The following is a 23,274-nucleotide window of genomic DNA, read 5'->3' on the forward strand; positions in this document are numbered from 1 at the left end:
GGTCGGGGCTCACTCCCGGGCGAGCCGGTCGAGTCGCCGGGCGGCGAGGTGGGCGAGGAAGAGCGCCTGATCGGCGAGGCCCTCGTCGCTGTGCCTCGCCCGAGGCGAATGGTTGGCCTCCCGCTCCTCGACGGGCAGGGTGGGCAGCGCCGCCCCGAAGTGGCCGTAGGCGCCGGGCACCTCGGCGAGCACCCGGGAGAAGTCCTCGGAGCCGGGCAGCGGATCGGGCCGCGACCAGGTACGGTCGGCGCCGAAGAGGTCGGCGAAGGTCTCGAGGAAGAAGTCCGCCTCGGCGTCGTCGTTGATCGTCGGCGGCAGGATCCGCTCGTAGGCGACCTCGGCCTCGAGTCCGTGGGCGGCGACGAGCCCGCTCACGAGGTGGGGAAGCTCCGCCTCGGCGCGGGTGGTGACGGTCTCGGAGAACGTACGCACGCTGACGACGAGGGTCGCGAAGTCGGGGATGACGTTGGGGGCGGTGCCGCCGTTGAACTGGCCGACGGTGACGACGAGGGGATCGAAGATGTCGAAGCGGCGGGTGACGTACTCCTGGAGCTGACCGACGAGCATCGCCCCCACGGAGATCGGGTCGCGGCCGGTCGCCGGCCTGGATGCATGGGTCCCCTTCCCGTGGACGGTGATCGTCATCTTCGCAAACGCCGCCATGTACGATCCGCGTCTGCTCGACCCGAGGCCGAGGTCCTGATCCGCGGAGACATGGATCCCGTAGGCGGCCTTGACCCGGGGACCGGCGGCGTCGAGGACGCCCTCGTCGAGCATCCGGCCGGCCCCGTCGAAGCCCTCCTCACCGGGCTGGAACATGAACACGACGTCGCCGGGCAGCTCTGCGCGTCGGTCGTGGAGGAGACGCAGCGCCCCGACGAGGCCCGCTGTGTGGAGGTCGTGGCCGCACGCGTGCATGTTCCCGTTCACCGCGGCGAAGTCGAAGCCCGTCGCCTCGGGCACGGGCAGGGCGTCCATGTCCCCGCGCAGAAGCACGGCGGGCACGACGCCCGTCGAATCCTCGGTCCGCCTGCCGCCGCGGAGGACGACGGTGAGCGAGGAGAGGGCGGAGCCGTCGGTGATCTCGACGTCGAGGACGGCGATCGCCTCGCGGACGAGGGCCTGGGTCTCGGGCAGGTCGAGGCCGACCTCCGGGGCGGCATGGAGGGCGCGACGCAGGGTGACGAGGTCGGGGGCGAGAGCGGCCGCCTCGGCGGGAGTGGGGAGGGAAGCCATGGGGAGAGTCTATGCCCGCACGCAGGCGGTCAGCCGAAGTGGCGGGACTCCCATTCGACGTCGGGGCTGAGCGAGGGCCCGTCGCCTTCGGCGATGACGAAGGTCATCGTCACATTCGCATCATGGGTGATGGAGAGGTGGAGGTTGGTGCCGCCGATCGCGCGGAAGTGCTCGAGGACGAGCCCGCGGAGACGGAACGACGGGGCGCCCGAGCGGGCGGGGACCACCTCGGCGGACTGCCAGGGCAGCCACCCGGGGAAGCCGATCGCCTTCTTCAGGGCCTCCTTCGCGGAGAATCGGGCGGCCAGGGACGCGTCCGTGCGGCGCTTGCCGTTGCGTTTGAGCTGTTCAGCGGGGGTGAGCAGCCGATCGAGGAGTTCGGGCACGCGCTCGATGTGCTCGGCGAAGCGCGGGACGTCGGCGATGTCGGTGCCGATGCCGAGAATGGCCATGGGGCCTCCTCTTCAGGCTGCTGTGCCGCGGATGCGGTGCGGTCCGCAGATGCGGGCGGCCCGCGGTCCCGGCGGGGTGCCGGAACCGCGGACCGGAGGGATCACTCGACGGTGACGGACTTCGCGAGGTTGCGGGGCTGGTCGACGTCGAGGCCCTTGGCCGTCGCAAGCTCCATCGCGAAGATCTGCAGCGGGACCGTGGTGAGCAGCGGCGCGAGCAGCGTGGAGGTCTCGGGGACGTAGATGACCTCGGAGGCGAACTCGCGCACGTCCTCGTCTCCCTCCTCGGCGATGACGACGGTGTTCGCACCGCGCGCCCGGACCTCCTGAATGTTCGAGATCACCTTGGCGTGGAGCGAATCGCGTCCGCGCTTCGAGGGCACGACGATGATGACGAGCTGGCCGTCGTCGATGAGCGCGATCGGACCGTGCTTGAGCTCGCCCGCGGCGAAGCCCTCGGCGTGGATGTAGGCGAGCTCCTTGAGCTTGAGCGCACCCTCCATCGCGACCGGGTAGCCGACGTGACGGCCGAGGAAGAGCACCGAGCCGACGTCCTCGTTGCGACGGGCGAGGCCGAGCACCTGGTCCTTGCCCTCGTCGAGGATCCGCTGGATCTTCTCCGGGATCGTCTGGAGGTCCTTGAGGATGAGGGCGATTTCGTCGCGGAACTTGTTCCCGCGCAGCTGCGCGAGGTAGAGGCCGAGCAGGTAGCAGGCGACGACCTGGGAGAGGAACGCCTTCGTCGAGGCCACGGCGATCTCCGGTCCCGCGTGCGTGTAGAGCACGGCATCGGATTCGCGCGGGATCGTCGAGCCGAAGGTGTTGCAGATCGCGATGACCTTCGCGCCCTGCTGGCGGGCGTGGCGCACGGCCATGATCGTGTCCATCGTCTCCCCCGACTGGGAGATCGCGACGATGAGGGTCTTCTCGTTGACGACGGGGTCCCGGTACCGGAACTCGTGGGCGAGTTCGACCTCGACGGGGATGCGGCACCAGTGCTCGATCGCGTACTTCGCGACCTGACCGGCGTAGGCGGCGGTGCCGCACGCGATGACGACGATCTTGTCGATGGTCTTGAGCACGGACTCGTCGATGTTCATCTCGTCGAGCGAGAGCTTGCCCTCGGTGTCGAAGCGGCCGAGCAGGGTGTCGCCGACGGCCTGCGGCTGATCGTGGATCTCCTTGTCCATGAACGAGGAGAAGCCGCCCTTCTCCGCCGAGGCGGTGTCCCAGTCGACCTCGAACTGCTCACCGGGGACGACCTTGCCGGCGAGGTCGGTGATGACGACCGAGTCCGGGGTGATGGTGACGACTTCGTCCTGGCCGATCTCGACGGCGGTGCGCGTGTAGTCGATGAACGCGGCGACGTCGGAGCCGAGGAAGTTCTCCCCCTCGCCGAGGCCGATGACCAGCGGCGAGTTGCGGCGCGCGGCGACGACGGTGCCGGGCAGGTCCGCGTGGACGGCGAGCAGGGTGAAGGCTCCTTCGAGCTGCTGGGCGGTCACGCGCATCGCATCGGTGAGGTCGCCGCATTCGCGGTAGTTCTTCGCCAGCTGCGCGGCCGCCACCTCGGTGTCGGTCTCCGAGGTGAACTCGAAGCCGTCGGCGACCAGCGGTGCCTTGAGCTGCGCGAAGTTCTCGATGATGCCGTTGTGGATGAGCGCGAGGCGTCCGCCGTCGGCGACGTGGGGGTGGGCGTTGACATCGGTGGGACCGCCGTGGGTCGCCCACCGGGTGTGTCCGATGCCCGTCTGCGCGAGCGGAAGCGCATTCGCCTCGAGGTCATCGGTGAGATTGGAGAGCTTGCCCGCCTTCTTGGCGGTGGCGAGTTCGCCGTCAGGGGTGACGAGAGCGACTCCAGCGGAGTCGTACCCGCGGTATTCGAGCCGCTTGAGGCCGGCGAGCACAACGTCGAGCGCAGTATGGTCGACATCGGTGACCGGCGCACTGGAGACATATCCTACGATTCCACACATGAGAGGAATTTTACTGGGCCGAGTCAACCCCGCCTCCCACCGGGTACCCAGGCCATCCGCCGAGGTGACCGGGGGCACTGCCGGCCTGTGACGGCGACCGCATCGCCGGGGTGACGCCGGCCGCATCGCCGGGGTGACGGCGACCGCATCACCGGGGTGCCACGGCGGTGCGGGAGGCGCCCATGACGCATGACACAATTGTCCCCATGCCTCATGTCGATCCGCAGCTTGACCGTGCGCGCCGCCTTGCCGGACTCAACACCGCGAGGAAGCTCGACGACCAGCCGAGCTCCCCGTTCTGGGAGTTCGACCGCGAGGTGTGGGGCACGCTTGCGCAGTCGACTCCGCTGCCGCTGACCCAGCGCGACATCGAGCGGCTGCGCGGCCTCGGCGATCGCATCGATCTCGACGAGGTGGCGCAGGTCTACCTGCCGCTGTCCCGCCTGCTCAACCTCTACGTCTCCGCCCGGCAGGGCAAGCACCAGATGACGCGGGAGTTCTTCTCCCCCCTTCACGAGCTCGGCCTCGAACCGCAGGACGCCAAGCGCACGCCCTTCGTCATCGGCGTCGCCGGCTCCGTCGCAGTGGGCAAGTCGACGACGGCCCGTGTCCTGCGCGAACTCCTCGCCCGCTGGCCCGACACCCCTCGCGTCGAGCTCATCACCACCGACGGGTTCCTCTACCCCAACGCCGAACTCGAACGCCGACACCTGAACGGCCGCAAGGGCTTTCCCGAGTCCTACGACCGCCGCCGCCTGCTCCGCTTCCTCTCTGCCGTGAAGTCCGGGGCCCCGGAGGTCCGGGCACCTGTGTACTCCCACCACACGTACGACATCGTTCCCGGCGCCGAGGTGGTCGTCCGCTCCCCCGACGTCCTCATCGTCGAAGGGCTCAACGTCCTCCAGCCGGCCCGGCCCCGCAGCGACGGGACCGTGGGGCTGTCGACGAGTGACTACTTCGACTTCTCCGTCTACGTCGACGCCCGCTCCCGCGACATCCGCGAGTGGTACGTCTCGCGCTTCCTCAAACTCAAACACGGCGCCTTCCAGGACCCCGACTCGTACTTCCACCGCTACTCGAAGCTCAGCGACGACGAGGCGGTGACGCTCGCCACGGAGATCTGGGACTCGATCAACTTCCCCAACCTGCGGGAGAACGTCCTGCCCAGCCGCGGTCGCGCCGATCTCGTCCTCCACAAATCCGCCGACCACACGATCCGCAAGGTCCAGCTGCGCAAGCTCTGATCCGCGGTTGGCCGGCGGGCGTCGCGGATTCGCTGTCGTCGGTCGGGCGCCGCGCACTCCCGGAGTTCGGTCCGGGCGGGCGGAAATAGAATCGGCCCACGCACAGTTGCACTGAGTGCACAGTTTGTCATCCCCAAGGAGGCGATGCGCCTTCGTCCGGGTGCGTGCACTCCCACTCGGGCGAGAAGCAGGAGAGAGGCGACGATGAGTCTGCAGTCGGCACACAGGGTGATGTACACCTCGGTGAAGAGTCAGCGCACCCCGCAGACGACGATCCAGAAGGGCACCTACCGACGGATCGCCGGATTCGCGAAACGGCACAAGAGGAAGCTCGCCGTCTTCCTCACCCTCTCCGTCGGCTCCGCCGTCATCGGCGTGCTCAACCCCGTCCTCGCCGGTGACGTCGTCAACGCAATCACCGGCGGCGGTCCCGTCGCCACTGTCGTGTGGCTCGCCGTGGCCATCGGCGCCCTCGCGATCGCCGACGCCGCTCTCTCGATCACGAACCGGTACCTGTCCGCGCAGATCGGCGAAGGACTCATCTTCGATCTGCGCACCGCCGTGTTCGACCACGTCCAGTCGATGCCGATCGCCTTCTTCAGCCGCACCCGCACCGGTGCCCTCGTCTCGCGGCTCAACACCGACGTCATCGGGGCGCAGCGGGCGTTCTCGAACACGCTCTCGGGCATCGTGTCCAACCTCGTCTCGCTCATCCTCACCGTCGCCGTCATGGTGACGATCTCCTGGCAGGTCACAGCCCTGTCGATCCTCCTCCTGCCGCTCTTCATCATCCCCACGAGGATGCTCAGCGGGAAGCTCGCCGCCCTCCAGTTCCAGGCAGCGGAGAACAGCGCCGACATGTCGACGCGGATGACCGAGCGCTTCTCCGCCGGCGGTGCCACGCTCATCAAGCTCTTCGGCAACCCCGCCACGGAGAACCGCGAGTTCGCCGACCGCGCCGGTCAGGTCCGCGACATCGGGGTCAAGGTCGCGATGCTCCAGTCGACGTTCGTCGCCTCCCTCACCCTCGTCTCAGCTCTCGCGCTGGCACTCGTCTACGGCATCGGCGGCGCCCAGGCGGTCCTCGGTCATCTCAATGCCGGTCAGGTCGTCACCCTCGCCCTCCTCCTCACCCGCCTGTACACGCCGCTGACGATGCTCGCGAACGCCCGCCTCGACATCATGAGCGCCGTCGTCAGCTTCCAGCGGGTCTTCGAGATCCTCGACCTCGTCCCGTTCATCAAGGCGCCGAAGGACCCCAAGGAGCTGCCTGAGGACGGCCTCGACGTCGCATTCGACCATGTCAGCTTCGCCTACCCGAGTGCCGAACAGGTCAGTCTCGCGAGCCTCGAGGACGTCTCGGTGCTCGACGCCCGCGGCGGTCAGGAGGTCCTCCACGATCTCCGCTTCACGATCCCCGCCGGTCACACGGTCGCCCTCGTCGGCTCCTCGGGGGCCGGCAAGTCGACGATCGCCTCACTGCTGCCGCGCCTCTACGATGTCACCGAGGGCAGCATCACGATCGGCGGTGTCGATGTCCGCGAACTCTCCGCGGAGACGCTGCGCAAGACGGTCGGCGTCGTCACCCAGGACGGGCACGTCTTCCACGAGTCGATCCGGTCGAACCTCCTGCTCGCGAAGCCCGATGCGACGGAGACCGAACTCGCCGACGCCCTCGACCGGGCGCAGCTCCACGACGTCATCGCGGCCCTGCCTGACGGGCTCGACACCGTCGTCGGCGAGCGCGGCTACCGGCTCTCCGGCGGTGAGCGCCAGCGGCTGACGATCGCCCGGATGCTCCTCGCGGCCCCGGAGATCGTCGTCCTCGACGAGGCCACCTCGGCGCTCGACTCGACGAACGAGGCGGCCGTGCAGCAGGCGCTCGCGCACGCGATGTCGGGGCGCACCGCGCTCGTCATCGCGCACCGGCTTTCGACGATCCGGCAGGCCGACACGATCCTCGTCGTCGAGGCCGGGCGCATCGTCGAGTCCGGTTCGCATGCCGAGCTCATCGCCCGCGGCGGCCGCTACGCCGAGCTCTACGCGACGCAGTTCTCCGACAGCTGAGGGGCGGAGCTCAGGCGCGGAGGCCGAGGAAGGCCGGGATCTCGGCCACCGAGGGCAGCGACTGCGCGCCGTCGAAGGCGGAGAAGTCCGCGGCGGTGAGCGCTCCGGTCTCGACGCCGAGGACGATTCCGGCCCCCGAGGCGGCGCCGGCTTCGACGTCGACGGCGGTGTCACCGGCGACGAGTACGGTGCGGACGTCCTTCGTCCCGGTCCGCTCCATCGCCCGCTGGATCATGTACGGGTAGGGACGGCCGGCGGCCACCTCGTCGGAGCAGACGACGGCGTCGAGGTTCCCGTCCTCCCCCGTCGCCCACCCGAGGCCCTCGAGGAGGGGGCCGGCGACGTCGGTCGAGAACCCGGTCGTCAGCGCCACCTTGACCCCGTTCCGGCGGAGTTCGGCGAGCGCCTCGGTGACGCCGGGCAGCGGTTCGGGCGGGGTGGCGGCGTAGAACTCGTGCAGCAGCGCGCGGAAGCGGTCGAAGCACTGAGCGACCGTGCCCGCGTCCGCGGAATGCCCGCCGAGGCGGAGGAGGTTGCGGATCGCCTCGACCTTGTCGGTGCCCATCCAGGTCTGGAGGTTCTCCTCGGTCACCTCGGTGCCGGTCTCCTCGACGCTTTGGCGCAGCGCCCGGTAGACGTCTCCGTGCTCGTCGAGCGTGGTGCCTGCCATGTCGAAGACGGCGAGGTCGATGGTCGTGGTCATTGGGGGTTCTCCTTCGCAGAGGTGGATGCGGGCGGCAGTGTCGCCGCCCGGCGTGGCGCGCGTGTCAAGGGTCGGCTGGGACCGAGGTCAGTCCTCGGGGATGAGTCGGATGACGTTGCCGCCCGAGGCGGCGGTGTTGTTGATCGTGAACGTCACCTTGCCGGGCAGGTACCGGTCATCGGAGTACTCGACGGGGACGCCGGCACCGGTCGAGGTGATCCGGAGTTCGCGCAGCAGCGGCGTGCAGTCGGGCACCTCGAGCAGTTCGGCGTCGAGGCCCGCTGCGGTCACGGCGTCGAAGGTGTGGCGGGCGGCGACGAGTTCGACGCCGTTGCCCTTGAGGTGGGCGAAGATCGATCCGCTGTCGGTGTCGAAGTCGAAGAGGTGACGTCCGGCCTCGAGGGTGAAGGCCGTGCGCTCGACCATCACCGGCACGTCGTCGAGGAGGCGCAGGCGGATGATCTCGACGACGGTCTCCCCGACCGGCACGGACAGTGCCGCGGCCACCTCTTCGTTCGCGGCGCGGCGGGCGAGTTCGACGGTGCGCTGTCCCGGACGCCGATGCGTCGACTGCGCCCACTCGGAGAAGGAGAGGAAGCTCGTCATCGACTGCGTCGGCACGGAGCCGACGACGTGGGCGACCGCTCCCTGACTGCCGGCGATGATGCCCTCGGCCCGCAGCGCCGCGAGCGCCTGGCGCACCGGACCGCGGGAGACGGAGAACTCACGGCAGAGTTCGGCCTCGCTCGGCAGCGGCGCCCCGATGGGAAGCCTGCCATCGGTGATCCGCGCCCGCAGCTCGTCACCGATGACCCTGTGCAGGGCCGCCCGCGGCTCCATAGGTGAACGTGAACTTGTCATCATAGGTTCGACGATAACCTACCGGCCCCGGCTTTCGGGCCTCCGTGATTGAACGCGGGATGAACAGACACCCCGCGCGAACGCTCGCAGATGAACGGATCGCCAACTTATATATACATGCCCCGAATCCGCTTGTCTCAGGCGTCCCGGACACGGCAGTCTCGAGGCATGAACCATTCTGACATCATCGTCGTCGGGGCCGGCATCATCGGCCTCGCCCATGCCCGGGCCGCCGCTCGCCGGGGCCTGAGCGTGACGATCCTCGAGGCCGACACGGTGCCGCGCGGTGCGTCCGTGCGCAACTTCGGCCACGCCTGCATCACCGGGCAGACCGGTGAGTTCGCCGAACTCGCCGCCGCCGGCCGCCACCAGTGGATGGAAGCGGCGAAGGAGGCCGACTTCTGGGCCGCACCGACCGGCGCCTTCGTCGTCGCCACCTCGCAGGCGCAGATGGCGATCCTCGAACAGGCCCGTGCTGAGAAGGGTGCGGCCGCGATCGACCTCCTCACGCCCGAACGCCTCGGGGCCGCGGTCACCGGCGACCCCCACGCCCGCCTGCGCGGCGCTGTGGGCGGGGCGCACCTGACCGCCGACCTCCGTGTCGACCCCCGCACCGCGGCCCCCCGGCTTGCGCAGTCACTGAGCTCCGCCTCGGCGATCGACCTGCGCACCGGCGTCCGGGTGGGCCGGGTCGCCGACGGCCGGGTCGAGACCTCGGTGGGCACATTCACCGCCGACCACGTCATCGTGTGCACCGGCCACCAGCTTCCCGCGCTCTTCCCCGAGCTCGCCGCCGAGGCCGAACTCGTCGAGTGCGCGCTGTCGATGACCTTGGCCGCGACCCCGGAGCACATCCGCACGGATGCTGCGATCCTCACGCGCACCTCGCTGCTGCGCTACGACGCGTTCGCCTCGATGCCCGCCGCCGAGGCGGTCCGCGACGAGGTCGCCCGCAGCGCCCCCGAGCTCATCGCCGTCGGCGCCAACGTCATGTTCGGTCCCCGCCCCGACGGGACGATCATCATCGGCGACTCCCACGAGTACGGTCGCAGCGTCGACCCGTTCATCCCGGAGTCGACGACCGACGTCCTCCTCACCGAGGCGGCCTGCGTCCTCGACCAGCCCACCGGGTTCGCCATCCGCCAGCGGTGGCAGGGCGTCTACGCCTCGAGCCCGACCCGACCGCTCCTCGTCGAGACCGTCGACGAGCGCACGACCGTGGCCACCGTGGCCACCGGGATCGGGATGACGATCGCCTTCGGCCTCGCCGAGCGCACGCTCACCGCCCTGCGACCCTCACTCCGTCCCGCCGCCTGAGCCGTCCGGGCGATCGCGCGGACCCCACCAGAACCGTTCCACCCCGTCCTATCGCACGATCACCATCACTCCATCACAGAAGGATCATCATGAAGCGCGTCCACATCGCCCTCGCCTCCGCCGCCGTCCTCCTCGCCCCCGTCGTCCTCGCCGGCTGCTCGCCGGCCGCCAGCGCGGAGTCGGCGACCTGTCCGAACGGGCAGATCACCTTCGGCATCGAACCGTTCGAGGACCCGAAGAAGCTCGAACCCGCCTACAAGACGGTCGCCGAGTCGCTGTCGAAGACCCTCGACTGCCCCGTCGAGGTCCAGGTCCTCGAGGACTACTCCGCCGAGGTGCTCGCGATGCAGAACGGCAAGCTCGACATCGGCCAGTTCGGCCCCCTCGGCTACGTCTTCGCCTCCGAGCGCGCCGGTGCCGAACCGCTCGCCTCCTTCGGCACGGCCGAGGGCGAGCTGAGCTCGTACACCGGTGGCATCTGGGTCCCCAAGGAGTCCGGCATCACAACCCTCGAGGACCTCCGCGGCAAGGACCTCGCCCTCGGCAGCGTCGGTTCGACCTCGGGTGACGCTCTGCCCCGCTACGCCCTCGCCCAGGCCGGCATCGCCGAATCCGAGCTCAACCTCAACTACGCCGGCGGCCACCCCGAGGCCCTGCTCGCCCTGACGAACAAGACCGTCGACGCCGCCCAGATCAACTCCCAGACGATGGGCACCGCGATCAAGGAGGGCACCTTCAAGAAGGAGGACTTCCGCCAGATCTGGGAGTCCGACCCCATCCCGAACGACCCGATCACCGTCGCCGAGTCCGCTGACCCCGAGTTCAAGAAGGCCGTCAAGGACGCCCTCCTCAACCTCCCGGCCAAGGACATCGAAGAGGTCGCCGGCTACCTCGGCGTCGAACCGGCCGGTCAGCTCATCGAGGTCGACAAGTCGACGTACCAGCCGCTCTTCGACCTCGCGAAGACGATGAACCTGACCGAAGAGGACGTCTGATGACGCTGCGGACCACTCCCGCCGAGGCGGCCGCCGGGTCCCCGGCGACGCCGGGGTCGGCGGCGACCGGAGGCACCGGCGGTGCCGGTGCCTCCCCGCTCCTGCGGGTCTCCGGCCTCGCCGTCGCCTACGGTCCGACCACCGTGCTCGACGACGTCAGCTTCGACGTCGCCCCCGGTGAGCTGCTCGCGTTCCTCGGAGCCAACGGATCCGGCAAGTCGACGACCCTGCGCGCCGTCGCCGGCCTCACCCAGCACCAGGGTGGTGAGATCGAGATCGGCGGCGAGCACGGACGCCCGGCGATGGTGTTCCAGAAGATCCACCTCGTCGCCCGCCGCTCCGTGCTCGACAACGTCTGCGCGGGCGCCCTCGCCCGGATGCCCGTCGCCGCCTCGCTCCACCCGTGGTTCTACCCGGCGGAGATCCGCCGGGAGGCGATGGTCGCCCTCGACCGGGTGGGACTCGCCGACAAGGCCCCGCTGCGGGCCGGCACGCTCTCGGGCGGTCAGCAGCAGCGCGTGGCGATCGCCCGCGCCCTGTGCCAGGGCGCGGAGGTCCTCCTCGCCGACGAACCCGTCGCCGCCCTCGACCCCGAGGCGGCCCGCACGGTCATGGGACTGCTGCGCGACCTCGCCCACGATGAGGGACTCGCGGTCGCAGCGGTCCTCCACCAGCCGGACCTCGCCCGTGAGTTCGCCGACACGATCATCGGTCTGCGCTCCGGCGGGATCGTCCTGCGCGGGCGCGCCGACGAGGTGCCGGCCGAGGAGATCACCGGCCTCTACACCCCCGTGACGAATTCGGAGAGCAAGTGAAGACGATTCCCGACACGCGCGGCACCACCCTGCGCACCGTACCGCTGGGCCAGACCCCGACCGCCCTGCAGCCGCCGATCCGCCGCTTCGGCGGCTGGCAGCTGGCGACGGCGATCGTCGTCATCGTCGTCCTCCACGTCGTCGCCCTGCGGGAGACGGACTTCTCGCTCGTCACCCTCGTCGACGGACGGCAGGGGATGGCGAACTTCCTCTCCGAGGCGTTCCCGCCGAACCTCGACTGGACGGACACGGTGTGGCCGGGCATCCAGGCGACCGGGATCACGCTGTGGATCGGTCTGCTCGGCACGACCCTGTCGATCCCCACCTCGGCGCTGCTCGCCGTGCTCGGTTCGCGCACGACCTCACCGCACCCGGTCGTCTACCAGGTCGCCCGCGCGATCATGTCCTTCCTCCGCGCGGTTCCCGACATCGTCTTCGCCCTTGTCTTCGTCACCGCGGTCGGCCTCGGGCCCTTCCCCGGTGTGCTCGCGCTCATCTTCCACAACACGGGGGTCATGGGCAAGCTGTGGTCGGAGGCGATCGAGGAGATCGATCCGGGTCCCTCCGAGGCGCTGGCGACTGCCGGGGCGAAGCGCTCGCAGATCGTCGCCAACGCGACGTTCCCGCAGGTCGTCCCCCAGCTCTTCGGCCTGCTCCTCTACCGCTTCGACGTCAATGTGCGGTCCTCGCTCGTCCTCGGCCTCGTCGGCGCCGGCGGCATCGGACTGCTCATCAACCAGTCGATCAAGTCCTTCCAGTTCGACTCGATGCTCACCTACATCCTCATCGTGCTCGTGCTCATCATCGCCGTCGACCTCTTCTCGGCGGGAGTGCGCAAGAAGCTCGCGCTCTGAGCTGAGCGACCGCTGAGTCCGGCATCGAGATGCCGAAGGCCCGGGACGATTCCTCGTCCCGGGCCTTCGTGGTGCCGTGCGTCCCCGCCGAGGCGGGATTCCGCTCCCCCGCCGAGGCAGTGCTCGGGTGGGTCAGAGCGCGAGGTGCTCCTTGACGACGGCGGCGAGGCGCTCGGCCTGGCGGCGGGAGATCTCCTCGGTCTCGGCTTCGACCATGACGCGGATGAGCGGTTCCGTGCCCGAGGCGCGCAGGAGCACGCGGCCGGTGCCGTCGAGTTCGGATTCGACGGCGGCGACCTCCGCGGCGACCTCCGGGATGTCGACCCGGTGCTTGTCGACGCCCTTGACGTTGACGAGCGACTGCGGCAGCTGCGGGATCTCCGCTGCGAGGTCCGCGAGCGTGCGTTTGGCATCGGCCATCCGCTTCATGAGGTGCAGAGCCGTCTGCACGCCGTCGCCGGTCGTGCCGTGGTCGAGCATGAGGAGGTGCCCGGACTGCTCTCCGCCGAGGGAGTAACCGTCGGCGAGCATCTTCTCGAGCACGTACCGGTCGCCGACGGCCGTCTGCACGGTGCGGATGTCGTAGCGGTCCATCGCCAGGCGCAGACCGAGGTTCGACATCACCGTGGTCACGAGCGTGTTCCCCTTGAGCTCGCCGAGCTCCTTGAGCCCGATCGCGAGGATGCCCATGAGCTGGTCGCCGTTGACGACGCGTCCGAGCGAGTCCACGGCCAGGCACCGGTCGGCGTCTCCGTCGAAGGCGACGCCGAGGTCGGACTGGGTCTCGACGACGAGGCGCTGGAGCGGTTCGAGGTGCGTCGAGCCGACGCCGTCGTTGATGTTGAGTCCGTCGGGTTCGGCGGCGGAGACGATGACCTCGGCACCGGCCTGGCGCAGAGCAGCGGGGCCGACGATCGAGGCGGCACCGTGGGCGCAGTCGACGACGACCTTGAGACCCGAGAGCGGGCGCACCCCGTCGGGGGCGATCGAGCGCACGAGCTTCTCCGTGTACTCGTCCGCGGCGGCCGGGTAGCGGGAGATCCGTCCCACCTCGGCGCCGGTGGGACGCTCCCAGTCCTCGTCGAGGATCGCGAGGATCTCGTCCTCGACGGCGTCGTCGAGCTTCGTGCCGCCGGCGGCGAAGAACTTGATGCCGTTGTCGGGCATCGGGTTGTGGGAGGCGGAGATGACGACGCCGAACGCGGCGCCGGTGTCCCGGACGACGCTGGCGATGCCAGGCGTCGGGAGCATTCCGGCGTCGAGGACGTCGACTCCGGCAGAGGCGATTCCCGCGCTCGTCGAGGCGGAGAGGAACTCACCGGAGACGCGGGTGTCGCGGCCGACGACGGCGAACGGGCGCTTCTCGCCGCTCCACGTCCGGGTGAGCACACGGGAGGCGGCGACGGAGAGCTGGAGCGCCAGCTTCGCCGTGATGTCCCGATTGGCGAGGCCGCGCACCCCGTCGGTTCCGAAGAGTCGTGCCATGGGCAGGTCCTTTCTCACAGTTCTGTTCGATCGTAGTGCATGGTCATCGGCGCACCGCGGAGGTCGGTGATCCGGCTGGGCGGGCCCGCGGGCCGTGAATGCACGAAGTGCGGCCCCGAACGGGTTCGGGGCCGCACTTGCGACAACCGGTCGCGCATCAGTGGCAGACCATGCGCGGTCGGTCGAGCCGGATCAGCGCTTCGAGAACTGCGGCGCCTTGCGGGCCTTCTTGAGACCGGCCTTCTTGCGTTCCTTGACGCGGGCGTCGCGGCGCAGGAAGCCTGCCTTCTTCAGCTCGGGGCGGTTCGACTCGGCGTCGATCTGGTTGAGCGAACGGGCGATGCCCAGACGGACGGCACCGGCCTGTCCGGAGGGTCCGCCGCCCGAGATCCGCACGACGACGTCGAAGCGGCCTTCGAGGTCGAGCAGGCGGAAGGGCTCGTTGACGAGCTGCTGGTGGAGCTTGTTCGGGAAGTACTCTTCGAGAGTGCGTCCGTTGATCGTCCACTCGCCCGAGCCGGGGATGAGGCGGACGCGGGCGATCGCCTGCTTGCGGCGGCCCACTCCGTTGCCGGGGGCGGTGAGGGACTGTCCGCGTCCACCGGCGGTCTGGTCGCCCAGGCCGGCGTCTGCGGGGGTCTCGGAGGTGTATTCGGTCAGTTCTTCGACTTCGGTCGCGTTGGCGGTGTCAGCCACGGTTCTCCTCGGTTGGTCTGGGGCCGGCGGCGCTTACTGCGCGACCTGGCTGAGTTCGTACGGCTGCGGGTTCTGCGAGGCGTGCGGGTGCTCGGCACCGGCGTAGACCTTGAGTTTCCGCATCTGGGCACGTCCGAGACGAGTCTTCGGGACCATACCGGCGACAGCCTTCTCGACTGCACGCTCGGGGTTGGAGGCGAGCAGCTCGGCGTAGTTGACGCTCTTGAGGCCGCCCGGGTAGCCCGAGTGGTGGTAAGCGCGCTTCTGCTCGAGCTTCGCGCCGGTCAGCGCGACCTTGTCGGCGTTGATGATGATGACGAAGTCACCGGAGTCGATGTGCGGTGCAAAGGTGGTCTTGTGCTTGCCGCGCAGCAGGCGGGCAACCTGGGTGGCAAGACGACCGAGCACGACGTCAGTGGCGTCGATGACGTGCCACTGGCGCTCGACTTCGCCGGGCTTGGGGGTGTACGTACGCAAAAGTAGCCTTCTTTTCGTATCTGTGTTGCTGGGGCCAGCGGCCTGCGGACTCATCGGGTCGTGAGGCTGATTCGTCCGCGCGCTGATTGTCTTCGATCGGGTACGTCCGTCAGCTGCTTCCCCACCTACGGGCCTGCAACGCAAGAGGCTATGCAAGGGAGCACGACGAGCGCACACAACGACAATCAAATATACATGCCCGCGCGCCCGCTGAGCAAACGTCCAGCCCGATGCCAGCGGGGTGAGATGCGCTACCCGATACCATTGACCTGTGCCGCCTGACTCCTTCCTGCCCATTCGCCTTCCCGCCGCCCGAATCCTCGTGCTGGGAATGGTCGTCGGGCTCCTGGCACTCGTCGGGGCTCTTCCGGCGACCCCCGCCTGGTCGTCGACGACGCCGGAGCAGGGCACCGAGGAGTCCTCGCAGCCGAGCCCTCCGGCGGCCGGGGCCGACGATGCCGCGACCGCCGGGAATCCGACGGTCGTCTTCGGAATACCGGGTCTGACCATCGGCGACATCGACCCGGAACGCACCCCCAACCTCTTCGAGCTCGCCTCAGGCGGGGCGATCGCCAACCTCAACGTCCGCACGATCGGCTCGGCCACGTGCCCGGCCTCCGGATGGCTGTCGCTCGGTGCCGGTGCCCGCGCCGTGGCGGGGCCGGAGCACGAACCCGACCTCGACAACCCCGCGCGCTGCCCCTCCCTCATCGCGCCGACGTCGGCCGCTGGTGCCACCGCCGAGGCTGAGGGAGCCGACCCGTCCGCGGCCGGTGGTGACGAAGATCTCGCCGAGGCGGCCCGCATCCCCGACTTCGCCTCCGTCCGGGAGCCGAACGAGGGCACCGGGTACACCGTCGACTACGGCATGCTCGCCCGTCTCGTGCGCGAGGCCCCGGCAGCGCCGAGCGGCCTCGACGCGTGCGCGGCCGCCCAGGGTCCGGGTGCCGCGTACGCCGTCGCCGACGAGGACGGAGCGGTGCGGAACTACACCGACGATGCGATCGGCGCGGGCTGCCGCCTCTCGCTCATCGACCTCGGGTCGATCGGCTCACGGTCCTGGCTCTACGACCCGATCCCCAACTACTCCTACACCGTGCCCGTCGACTACGACCGGCGCACCGCGGTCGCGGAGGCCGACCGTCGCCTCGGCGCCGCCCTCGGCGAACTCCGGGAGCAGTCCGAGGGCACGCCGACCGTCATCGTCGCAGGCCTCGGCGACAGTTCGGGATCGCCGAGGCTGCGGGCCTTCATCGGCTCGGGACCGGGGTTCGCCGCCGGGACCGTGTCCTCGGCCTCGACGCGCAGCCCTGCACTCCTCCAGCTCACCGATCTCGCGCCGGGCATCCTCGAACACCTCGGCATCGATTCGCCGAGCGGGATCACCTTCGACGTCTCAGCGTCCTCAGCGTCGACGGAGGACAGGCTCCTCGACCTCGAGACCGAGGCGACGAAGGCCGAGACCGTCTACGAGAACCTCTCGACGTTCTCCCTCACCCTCGACATCGCGTTCTACGTCCTCGTCATCCTCTGCGGTCTCCTCCTCTCCACGGCCGTCACCCGGGCCTGGGTGCCGGGACTGGCGCGGGTGCCGGGACTGCGGCGGGTGCCGGGACTGCGGCGGGTGCCTGGCCTGCGCCAGTCGCCAGGGGCCGGCGGCCTCGAGCGCGTGCAGGCCGGTGCTGAGGGCCTGTCGGTCCACCGGCTGCTCGGATGGATCGGCTTCGTCCTCGCGACCGTGCCGATGGGCGCCTTCCTCGCCGGGCTCCTCCCGTGGGCCCGCTTCCCCGAGCCCGACCTCGGACTCGGGGTCTCGGTGGTCATCGGCGCCGCAGCGATGCTCGTCATCGCCCTCCTTCCGCCGTGGGGACGGACCTGGCGCGGTCGGGTCGGGGCGCTGACGTCCGTGACCCTCCTCGTCATCGCCGTCGACCTCGCGACAGGCTCCCGACTGCAGGCGAACTCGCTGCTCGGCTACAACCCGATCGTCGGCGGCCGGTTCTACGGCCTCGGCAACCAAGGCGCGGCGATCTTCATCGTCAGCCTCTTCATCCTCCTCGGTCTCGTCGTCTCGCGCCTGCGCGCTGCCCGCCGCACGCGCGCAGTCGTCCTCGTCCCCGCCGTCGTGGGACTCCTCGCGGTCTTCGTCTCCGGGAACCCGTCCTGGGGAGCGAAGTTCGGCGGCACCATCGCCACCCTGGCCGGACTGCTCGTCCTCCTCGCCCTCGTCAGCCGGATCCGCCTCTCGCTCTTCCGCCTCGGACTCATCGGCCTCGCCTCGCTCGGCGTCCTCCTCGGCATCGCGTTCCTCGACTGGCTGCGACCGGCAGGCAGCCGTTCGCACTTCGGGAACTTCTTCGATCAGCTCGTCACCGGCGAAGCCCTCCAGGTCGTCGGCCGCAAGCTCGGCGCCAACCTCCACATCATCCAGATCAACCCCGCGCTCGCGATCGTCACCCCGCTCGCGATCATCGCGATCCTGCTCTTCCTCCGCTACCTCCTCCACTTCCCCCGCTTCCGCGGGCGGACCCGCACCGCTGCGGTGCTCGACCACTGGCAGGGGCGCCTTCCCGCCCTCTTCGCCGACGAGGACCTCCACTCGGGATTCCTCGCCGCGGTCACCGGTCTCGCCGTCGGGCTCGTCCTCACCGACTCCGGCATCGCCGTGCCCTCGACCGGGGCGATGGTCCTCCTTCCCTATCTCCTCGCTCTCTGCGCCGACCGTGGCCTCAGCGGTGCCGTCCCGGACCTCGCCGAGAACGGTCCGGACCGCCGCGCCTCCGCCGGCCGGGTCGGATCCGCTGGCCGAACTGCGGACCGTGGCACCAGTGTGACCCCCGGCACTGACACGAACGGGTCGGTGCGATGACCGTGTTGCTGCGCTCCTGGTTCGTCCGGGTCCTCTTCGGCCTCCTCGCCGCCGCCGTGCTCGTCGTCGGCCTCCCCCAGGCCAGCCAGGCGGCCGACGCACCGACACCATCCGCGGGCCGGTCGGCATCCGAGACCCCGCCTGCGGGCTCCTCGCCGCCGGTCGGCTCCGGAGCGACCGACTCCGGCGCGACCTCGACGAGCACCGGCGACCGCGGAGCGATCCTCATCGGCACCTCCGGCTTCGAGTTCGAGGACCTCGACCCGCAGACGACGCCGAACCTCTGGGCGATGATGCAGTCCGCGCAGATCGGGACGATGACACCGCGCAGCGTCCGCTCGGTCAGCTGCCCCGTCGACGGCTGGCTCGCGGTCGGCTCGGGCAGGCGCGCCGCCGACGAACCTCGTCCCCAGTGCCGGGTGCCGCAGCCGCCGCTCGACCGCTGGGTCGCCGACTGGGACGTCTACGCGCAGGTCGCTCGGGGCGACAACTACGATGCTGCGCTCGGCGGGCTCGCCGAGGCGGTGCCGTCGATCTCTGCGTTCGGTCCCGGTGCCGCGATCGCCGCCGCCGACCCCACCGGCCGCATCGAGGCGTGGTCCCCGATCGGCGACGACATCGGTCCGCGGGCCGCCGCCGCCTCCGAGGCCGGGGAGCTGACGATCGTCGACCTCGGCAACTCCGCCGCCGACGGCTATTCGCTGCGCGACCTCGACCGTCGGGTCGGAGCGGTCCTCTCCGCGACCGGGTGGATGACCGCCGACGCCGCCGACGGCATCGGCGAAGGCACCTCCCCGGTCATCTTCGCCTCGATCGCCGACGGCACCCACGACGGTTCGTCGATGCAGGCGACGATGATGCTCCAGCCCGGTGAGAAGCCGGGACTGCTCACCTCGTCCTCGACCAGGCAGCCTGGTCTCGTCCAGGTTCCCGACATCGCGCCGACGCTCGTCCAGCTCTCCGGCGGAGAGCCGATGGGCAACGTCGCCGGTGCTCCGATGAGCTCGACCCCCGGCGGGTCGTGGGAGTCGCGCTACCAGTCGGTGCTCGACCGGCAGGTCGCGGTGAAGACGCAGAACGAGATCTCGACGTGGTTCTTCCCCGTCGTCGCCACCCTCATGGTCGTCCTCCTCGTCCTCGCGTGGTTCCTCCGTCGGCGGCACGCGGAGCTCGTCCGCTCCGGGGCGTATCGGCTCGGCATCGTCTTCGCGGCGATGCCCGTCTCGACGTACCTCGTCAACACGGTGCCGTGGGAACGGGCGACGAACCCCGACATCGCGATGCTCGGCGCCCTCGTCGGATGGGCGCTCGTCCTCGGCGCCCTCGCCCTCCTCGGGCCGTGGAGCAGGCACCGTCTCGGTCCGGTCCTCGTCGTCTGCGTCGTCACCGTGACCGTCCTCGGCTACGACGTCGTCACCGGCTCGCAGCTGCAGATGTCGACGCTGCTCGGCGAACCGCTGCTCATCGCCTCCCGCTTCTACGGGATCGGCAACTCCGCGCTCGCGCTCTACTGCTGCGCCCTGCTGCTCGCCGTCGCGGGCTTCGCCTCGCTGACGACACGCCCGATGGCGCGCCTGTCGATCGTCCTCGTCCCCGTGCTCGTCTCGTGCGCACTGCTCGCCGCCCCCGGCCTCGGGACGAAGTTCGGGTCCGTGCCCACGCTCATCATCGGCGTCGCCTACCTCGCCCTCGCCTCGGCGGGGATCCGCTTCTCGCTCAAACGGCTCGGCCTCACCGTCGGCATCGCCGGGTTCGTCATGCTCCTCGTCCTCTTCCTCGACTGGCTGCGACCGGCGAACCAGCGCACCCACTTCGGCCGCTTCTTCGACTCCCTCATCAGCGGTGAGGCCCTCGGTGTGCTCGCGCGCAAGATCGACATGAACATCGACATCCTCACCCAGTCGTGGATGACGGTCATCCTTCCGCTCGTCATCATCGCCGTCTTCTGGGTCGCGCTCATGCCGCAGCGGTTCGGCCTGCGCGGGCTCGTCGACGCCTACGCCCGGATCCCGCTGCTGCGCGCCGGGATGATCAGCCTCGCGATCCTCCTCGGCGTCGGCACGATCATCAATGACTCCGGCATCGTCGTCCCCGCCGTCGGCATCCTCTTCCTCGTCCCCGTCCTCGCCCATCTCGAGACGTTCCGCACCCCGTCCTCCCCCGCCGAGGCGACTGCCGCCACCCGTCTCACCACCCCCGCGGGTCCGCCCCCGGCCGGTGCCGAGAATCCGTCCGGTGCCACGGCTGCGGCCGATGCCGAGAATCCGTCCGGTGCCGAGAGTGCCCCGGATTCCGGGCCCGCGGCCTCACGATCGACCACCGCAGACCGGACCGCCCGTGACGGTGTGTCCCCGACCGACCCGCGCCGGCTCAGCGACCGGTCACACGAGCGCCGAGGCGGCGCACCCTCCTGAGGACCCGAGGACACTCCGGTCCCGGGACCGGACACGCGGACGGGCCGGGGAGTCGCCTCCCCGGCCCGTCCGAACTCTCACACAACGCCAGGTCACACCTCGGCGTCGGCCTTCTTCCTGCGGATCGCGGTGACGACGGCGCCGCCGGCGATGATGAGGGCGAGCGCCGCGGCAACGAGGTTCATCGCTTCGAAGCCGGTGCGCGGTAGGTCTCCCCCGTCCTTGCCCGCGGAGGCCTCCGAGCCGCCGCCGGCCGACGAGGCCGATCCGCCCGCCGACGACGATCCGCCGGCGTTCGAGCCGCCGTCAGAGCCCTTCGCGCCACCCGAGGCATCGGCCGAGCCGCCGTCGGCGCCCGCACCCCCGTCGGCACCCGCATCAGCGCCACCTCCGTCGGCACCCGCATCGGCGCCGGCACCGGCGGTGACGTCCGCGGTCGCCTCGAACGCGTGCGGCAGCGGCAGCGGGTTGTCATCCCACCATTCGGCCTCACCGGCGAGGAGCGTCGCGGTGGCCGTGACCTCCCCGGAGGCGTCTTCGGGGGCGCTGACCGTGATGGGCACCTCTGACTGGCCGGCCGGGATCGACTCGAGGGTGATCGTCGCCTGACCGGCCTCCTGCTTCACGGTCGCCGCGGGCGCCGTTGCCGACTGCGCCTTCCCCGCCTCGACGGTGAAGCCCTCGGGCACGTCGACGGTGACGTCGACTGGACCGGGCACCTCGGCCTTCGCGTCGGTGGTGAGGAGGAATTCACCCGAGCCTCCCGCAGCGATGCCGTCGGCAGGAGCCGTGAAGTCGACATTGAGTTCGCCGTTCGCGATGACGTCCTTCGCGGCGTCGGCCTGCCGCTCGGTCTTGTCGGGGGCGACCGGCGAGTTGTCGTTGAAGTACTTCGTCCACGTCTCGAAGTCGGTGAGTCCGGACTGTTCGAACGTCCCCTTCGCGAACGAGGAGAAGTTGTCGCCGCCTGCGGCGAGGAAGCTCAGGGTCGCGACCCGGTAGTCCCGGTTCGGGTCGATCTCCTCGCCGTTGACCTTGACCGACTTCACGCGCTTCCCGGCCTCGGCGCTCGAATCGTAGACGACGTCGAGCTCCTTCGAGATGCCGAGGTGGAGGAACGGCCGCGAGGCGCCTGCGGGCTGCCACTGCTCCTCGAAGAGACCGATGACATCCGCGCCCTTCATCGTCACGACGCCGTGGTCGTTGGCGAACGGGAGGACCGCGTTGAGTTCGGCAGCGGTGACCTCGCAGCGCTTCTCCGTGTTGTAGATGTCATCGCACTTGAGGTCCGTGCGCAGACCCCCGGGGTTCGTGATGCCGAAGTCCGCGGGCGCGAGCTGGGAGTCCCCGACGCCGTCCTTGAGCGCATCGGCGACGAGGTTGCCGAGCGTGCTCTCGGCACCGCGGTCCTCCGAATCGTCCTTGAAGGCGCGCGTGATGTCCTCGGTGATCGTGCCCGCGACGACGGATCCCGGTCCCTTGGCCTTCTCGTCGGCGTCGGCGATGATCTGCTTGACCTCGTCGACGACCGGGGACGCGTAGTCCTTGTCCTCGGTGGAGAGGAGCTCCGAGGTCGCGGTCGTCCAGTCGCCGTTGCCCAGGGATTCGAGCTGGAGCTGACCGACGACCGATCCGTAGTTGCCGGCCTGGATGACCGGGCGCGTGCGCTCGGGATCACCCGGCACCGGGGCGTCGAAGGACGACGGCAGATGGGTGTGGCCGGTGAGCATCGCGTCGACCGAGGGGTCGGCCTCGGTGACGAGCTTCTTGAACTCGGCGTTCGAGGCCTCTGCCGCCTCGAGGCTCTCCGTCGACGAGGCGCCGAGGTGGGCCTCGACGACCGTCATGTCCGGCTTCTCCTCCTCCGGCAGCGCCTCGAGTTCGTCGGCGACCCGGTTGACCGCGTCGGTGGGGTCACCGAAGTCGACGTCGGCGATGCCGTCAGGTGAGACGAGCGAGGTCGTGTCCTGCGTGACGACGCCGATGACGGCGACCTTGACGCCTCCGACGTCGAGCGTCGTGTAGGCGTCGAGCCCGTCGACGACGTTCGTCGTGCCCTTGTCGTAGACGTTCGCGGCGAGGTAGGGGAAGTCGGCTTCGGCGGACACCCGTCCGGTGAGGTCGTCGATGCCCTTGTCGTATTCGTGGTTGCCGGTCGCCGAGCCCTGGAGTCCGATGGCGTTGAGCACGTCGATCGTCGGCGAGTCGTTCTGTGAGGAGGAGACGTAGGTCGAGGCGCCGATGCTGTCGCCGGCGGAGAGGAAGGCCGTTCCGGCGGCACCGGGAACGTCGGCGAACTTCGCCCTCTCCTCCTCGACGACCGAGGCGACCTGAGATCCGGCCTCGACGATGCGTCCGTGGAAGTCGGTGATGCCGAGCAGCTGGACCTTGGTCCCGGCAGGAGCGGCGTTGGGGTCAGCGCTCGGAGCATCGGTGGGGGCGGCGGACTCAGCGGGGGCCGGCGACTCCGGGGCCGCCTCGGCGGGGCTCGTCGGCGCGCCGATCGAGGACTCCCGGTCCGGGTTCCCCTGCGACGCCGAGGACTCCTCGGACGGGTTGCCCAGCGGTGCCGCATGGGTCGGCGCGATGCCGGGCAGGGTGAGCAGCGTGACGGCTGCGCCGGCGGCGAGCGCCTTGGTGACGAGTGTCGACATAGATTCGCATCCTTTGGTCATGACGTCCGCCGCGGACGGCGGGCTGAGAAGAGGATCGAGCGAACTCATCGTGTCGCAGGGAAGCGAACGACGAGTGACGTACACGTGAATCTACACAGGAATCTCACACCTGGGAAGAGGTTCCCTCTCAAACTCCCA

At 69.9% G+C, this 23,274-nt stretch carries 17 protein-coding genes; 8 read left to right on the plus strand and 9 right to left on the minus strand.

Annotation, left to right across the window (positions count from 1 at the left end):
- Positions 1-9 precede the first annotated feature (9 nt).
- The 3 genes from ACQ1RG_RS00340 to glmS all read right to left on the minus strand — a co-directional run bounded on the left by ACQ1RG_RS00340 (position 10) and on the right by glmS (position 3,664).
- Positions 10-1,236 (minus strand): M20 metallopeptidase family protein, encoded by a 1,227-nt coding sequence (locus tag ACQ1RG_RS00340; protein WP_009376106.1) that lies wholly within the window; start codon positions 1,234-1,236, stop codon positions 10-12.
- A gap of 29 nt (positions 1,237-1,265) precedes the next feature.
- Entirely contained in the window at positions 1,266-1,688 is a 423-nt protein-coding gene (locus tag ACQ1RG_RS00345; RefSeq protein ID WP_009376107.1) for a holo-ACP synthase, read from the minus strand.
- A gap of 101 nt (positions 1,689-1,789) precedes the next feature.
- The gene (gene glmS / locus ACQ1RG_RS00350; protein ID WP_131248051.1) at positions 1,790-3,664 is read right to left on the minus strand and encodes a glutamine--fructose-6-phosphate transaminase (isomerizing); all 1,875 of its coding nucleotides are present in this window, start codon (positions 3,662-3,664) and stop codon (positions 1,790-1,792) included.
- Between the two features lie 206 nt (positions 3,665-3,870).
- On the opposite strand from glmS, the gene coaA reads away from it, so the two are divergent.
- Together coaA and ACQ1RG_RS00360 are read left to right on the plus strand one after the other, a co-directional pair.
- The gene (gene coaA, locus ACQ1RG_RS00355; protein WP_009376109.1) at positions 3,871-4,908 is read left to right on the plus strand and encodes a type I pantothenate kinase; all 1,038 of its coding nucleotides are present in this window, start codon (positions 3,871-3,873) and stop codon (positions 4,906-4,908) included.
- A 204-nt stretch (positions 4,909-5,112) separates the two neighbouring features.
- Positions 5,113-6,975 (plus strand): ABC transporter ATP-binding protein, encoded by a 1,863-nt coding sequence (locus ACQ1RG_RS00360; protein WP_040341220.1) that lies wholly within the window; start codon positions 5,113-5,115, stop codon positions 6,973-6,975.
- A 10-nt stretch (positions 6,976-6,985) separates the two neighbouring features.
- Here ACQ1RG_RS00360 and ACQ1RG_RS00365 read toward each other — a convergent pair whose 3' ends face one another.
- Complete coding sequence (locus ACQ1RG_RS00365; RefSeq protein WP_009376116.1) at positions 6,986-7,678, minus strand: phosphonatase-like hydrolase; 693 nt, start codon at positions 7,676-7,678, stop codon at positions 6,986-6,988.
- An 87-nt stretch (positions 7,679-7,765) separates the two neighbouring features.
- The gene (locus ACQ1RG_RS00370) at positions 7,766-8,518 is read right to left on the minus strand and encodes a GntR family transcriptional regulator (RefSeq protein WP_176472490.1); all 753 of its coding nucleotides are present in this window, start codon (positions 8,516-8,518) and stop codon (positions 7,766-7,768) included.
- Between the two features lie 189 nt (positions 8,519-8,707).
- Between ACQ1RG_RS00370 and ACQ1RG_RS00375 the strand changes: the two genes are divergently transcribed.
- The 4 genes from ACQ1RG_RS00375 (at position 8,708) to phnE (ending at position 12,520) form a co-directional block, all read left to right on the plus strand.
- The gene (locus ACQ1RG_RS00375) at positions 8,708-9,856 is read left to right on the plus strand and encodes a TIGR03364 family FAD-dependent oxidoreductase (protein WP_009376119.1); all 1,149 of its coding nucleotides are present in this window, start codon (positions 8,708-8,710) and stop codon (positions 9,854-9,856) included.
- Positions 9,857-9,945: 89 nt separating this feature from the next.
- Positions 9,946-10,851 (plus strand): phosphate/phosphite/phosphonate ABC transporter substrate-binding protein, encoded by a 906-nt coding sequence (locus tag ACQ1RG_RS00380; protein WP_009376122.1) that lies wholly within the window; start codon positions 9,946-9,948, stop codon positions 10,849-10,851.
- On the plus strand, positions 10,851-11,666 hold the full coding sequence (locus ACQ1RG_RS00385; RefSeq protein ID WP_176472489.1) for a phosphonate ABC transporter ATP-binding protein: 816 nt from the start codon (positions 10,851-10,853) through the stop codon (positions 11,664-11,666). The genes ACQ1RG_RS00380 and ACQ1RG_RS00385 overlap by 1 nt, the downstream gene beginning before the upstream one ends.
- Complete coding sequence (phnE, locus tag ACQ1RG_RS00390) at positions 11,663-12,520, plus strand: phosphonate ABC transporter, permease protein PhnE (protein ID WP_009376124.1); 858 nt, start codon at positions 11,663-11,665, stop codon at positions 12,518-12,520. The genes ACQ1RG_RS00385 and phnE overlap by 4 nt, the downstream gene beginning before the upstream one ends.
- 132 nt (positions 12,521-12,652) lie before the next feature.
- Here phnE and glmM read toward each other — a convergent pair whose 3' ends face one another.
- From glmM to rplM, 3 genes are all read right to left on the minus strand, one after another.
- Positions 12,653-14,005 carry a phosphoglucosamine mutase gene (glmM, locus tag ACQ1RG_RS00395; RefSeq protein WP_009376126.1) on the minus strand — a complete coding sequence of 451 codons (1,353 nt, stop codon included), beginning with the start codon at positions 14,003-14,005 and terminating at the stop codon, positions 12,653-12,655.
- Positions 14,006-14,197: 192 nt separating this feature from the next.
- On the minus strand, positions 14,198-14,701 hold the full coding sequence (gene rpsI / locus ACQ1RG_RS00400; RefSeq protein ID WP_009376128.1) for a 30S ribosomal protein S9: 504 nt from the start codon (positions 14,699-14,701) through the stop codon (positions 14,198-14,200).
- A gap of 33 nt (positions 14,702-14,734) precedes the next feature.
- Positions 14,735-15,178: a 50S ribosomal protein L13 gene (gene rplM, locus ACQ1RG_RS00405; protein WP_009376130.1), complete on the minus strand. Its 444-nt coding sequence runs from the start codon at positions 15,176-15,178 to the stop codon at positions 14,735-14,737.
- A gap of 271 nt (positions 15,179-15,449) precedes the next feature.
- On the opposite strand from rplM, the gene ACQ1RG_RS00410 reads away from it, so the two are divergent.
- Positions 15,450-18,047 carry a hypothetical protein gene (locus tag ACQ1RG_RS00410; protein WP_236586971.1) on the plus strand — a complete coding sequence of 866 codons (2,598 nt, stop codon included), beginning with the start codon at positions 15,450-15,452 and terminating at the stop codon, positions 18,045-18,047.
- Positions 18,044-20,461: a hypothetical protein gene (locus tag ACQ1RG_RS00415; protein WP_430600410.1), complete on the plus strand. Its 2,418-nt coding sequence runs from the start codon at positions 18,044-18,046 to the stop codon at positions 20,459-20,461. Before ACQ1RG_RS00410 ends, ACQ1RG_RS00415 begins: the two co-directional genes overlap by 4 nt.
- 92 nt (positions 20,462-20,553) lie before the next feature.
- On the opposite strand, the gene ACQ1RG_RS00420 is transcribed toward ACQ1RG_RS00415, so the two are convergent.
- Entirely contained in the window at positions 20,554-23,115 is a 2,562-nt protein-coding gene (locus tag ACQ1RG_RS00420; RefSeq protein WP_063249356.1) for a bifunctional metallophosphatase/5'-nucleotidase, read from the minus strand.
- Positions 23,116-23,274 lie beyond the last annotated feature (159 nt).

Origin of the sequence: Brevibacterium sp. K72 (assembly GCF_050562175.1) — a bacterium.
Classification (GTDB): domain Bacteria; phylum Actinomycetota; class Actinomycetes; order Actinomycetales; family Brevibacteriaceae; genus Brevibacterium; species Brevibacterium casei.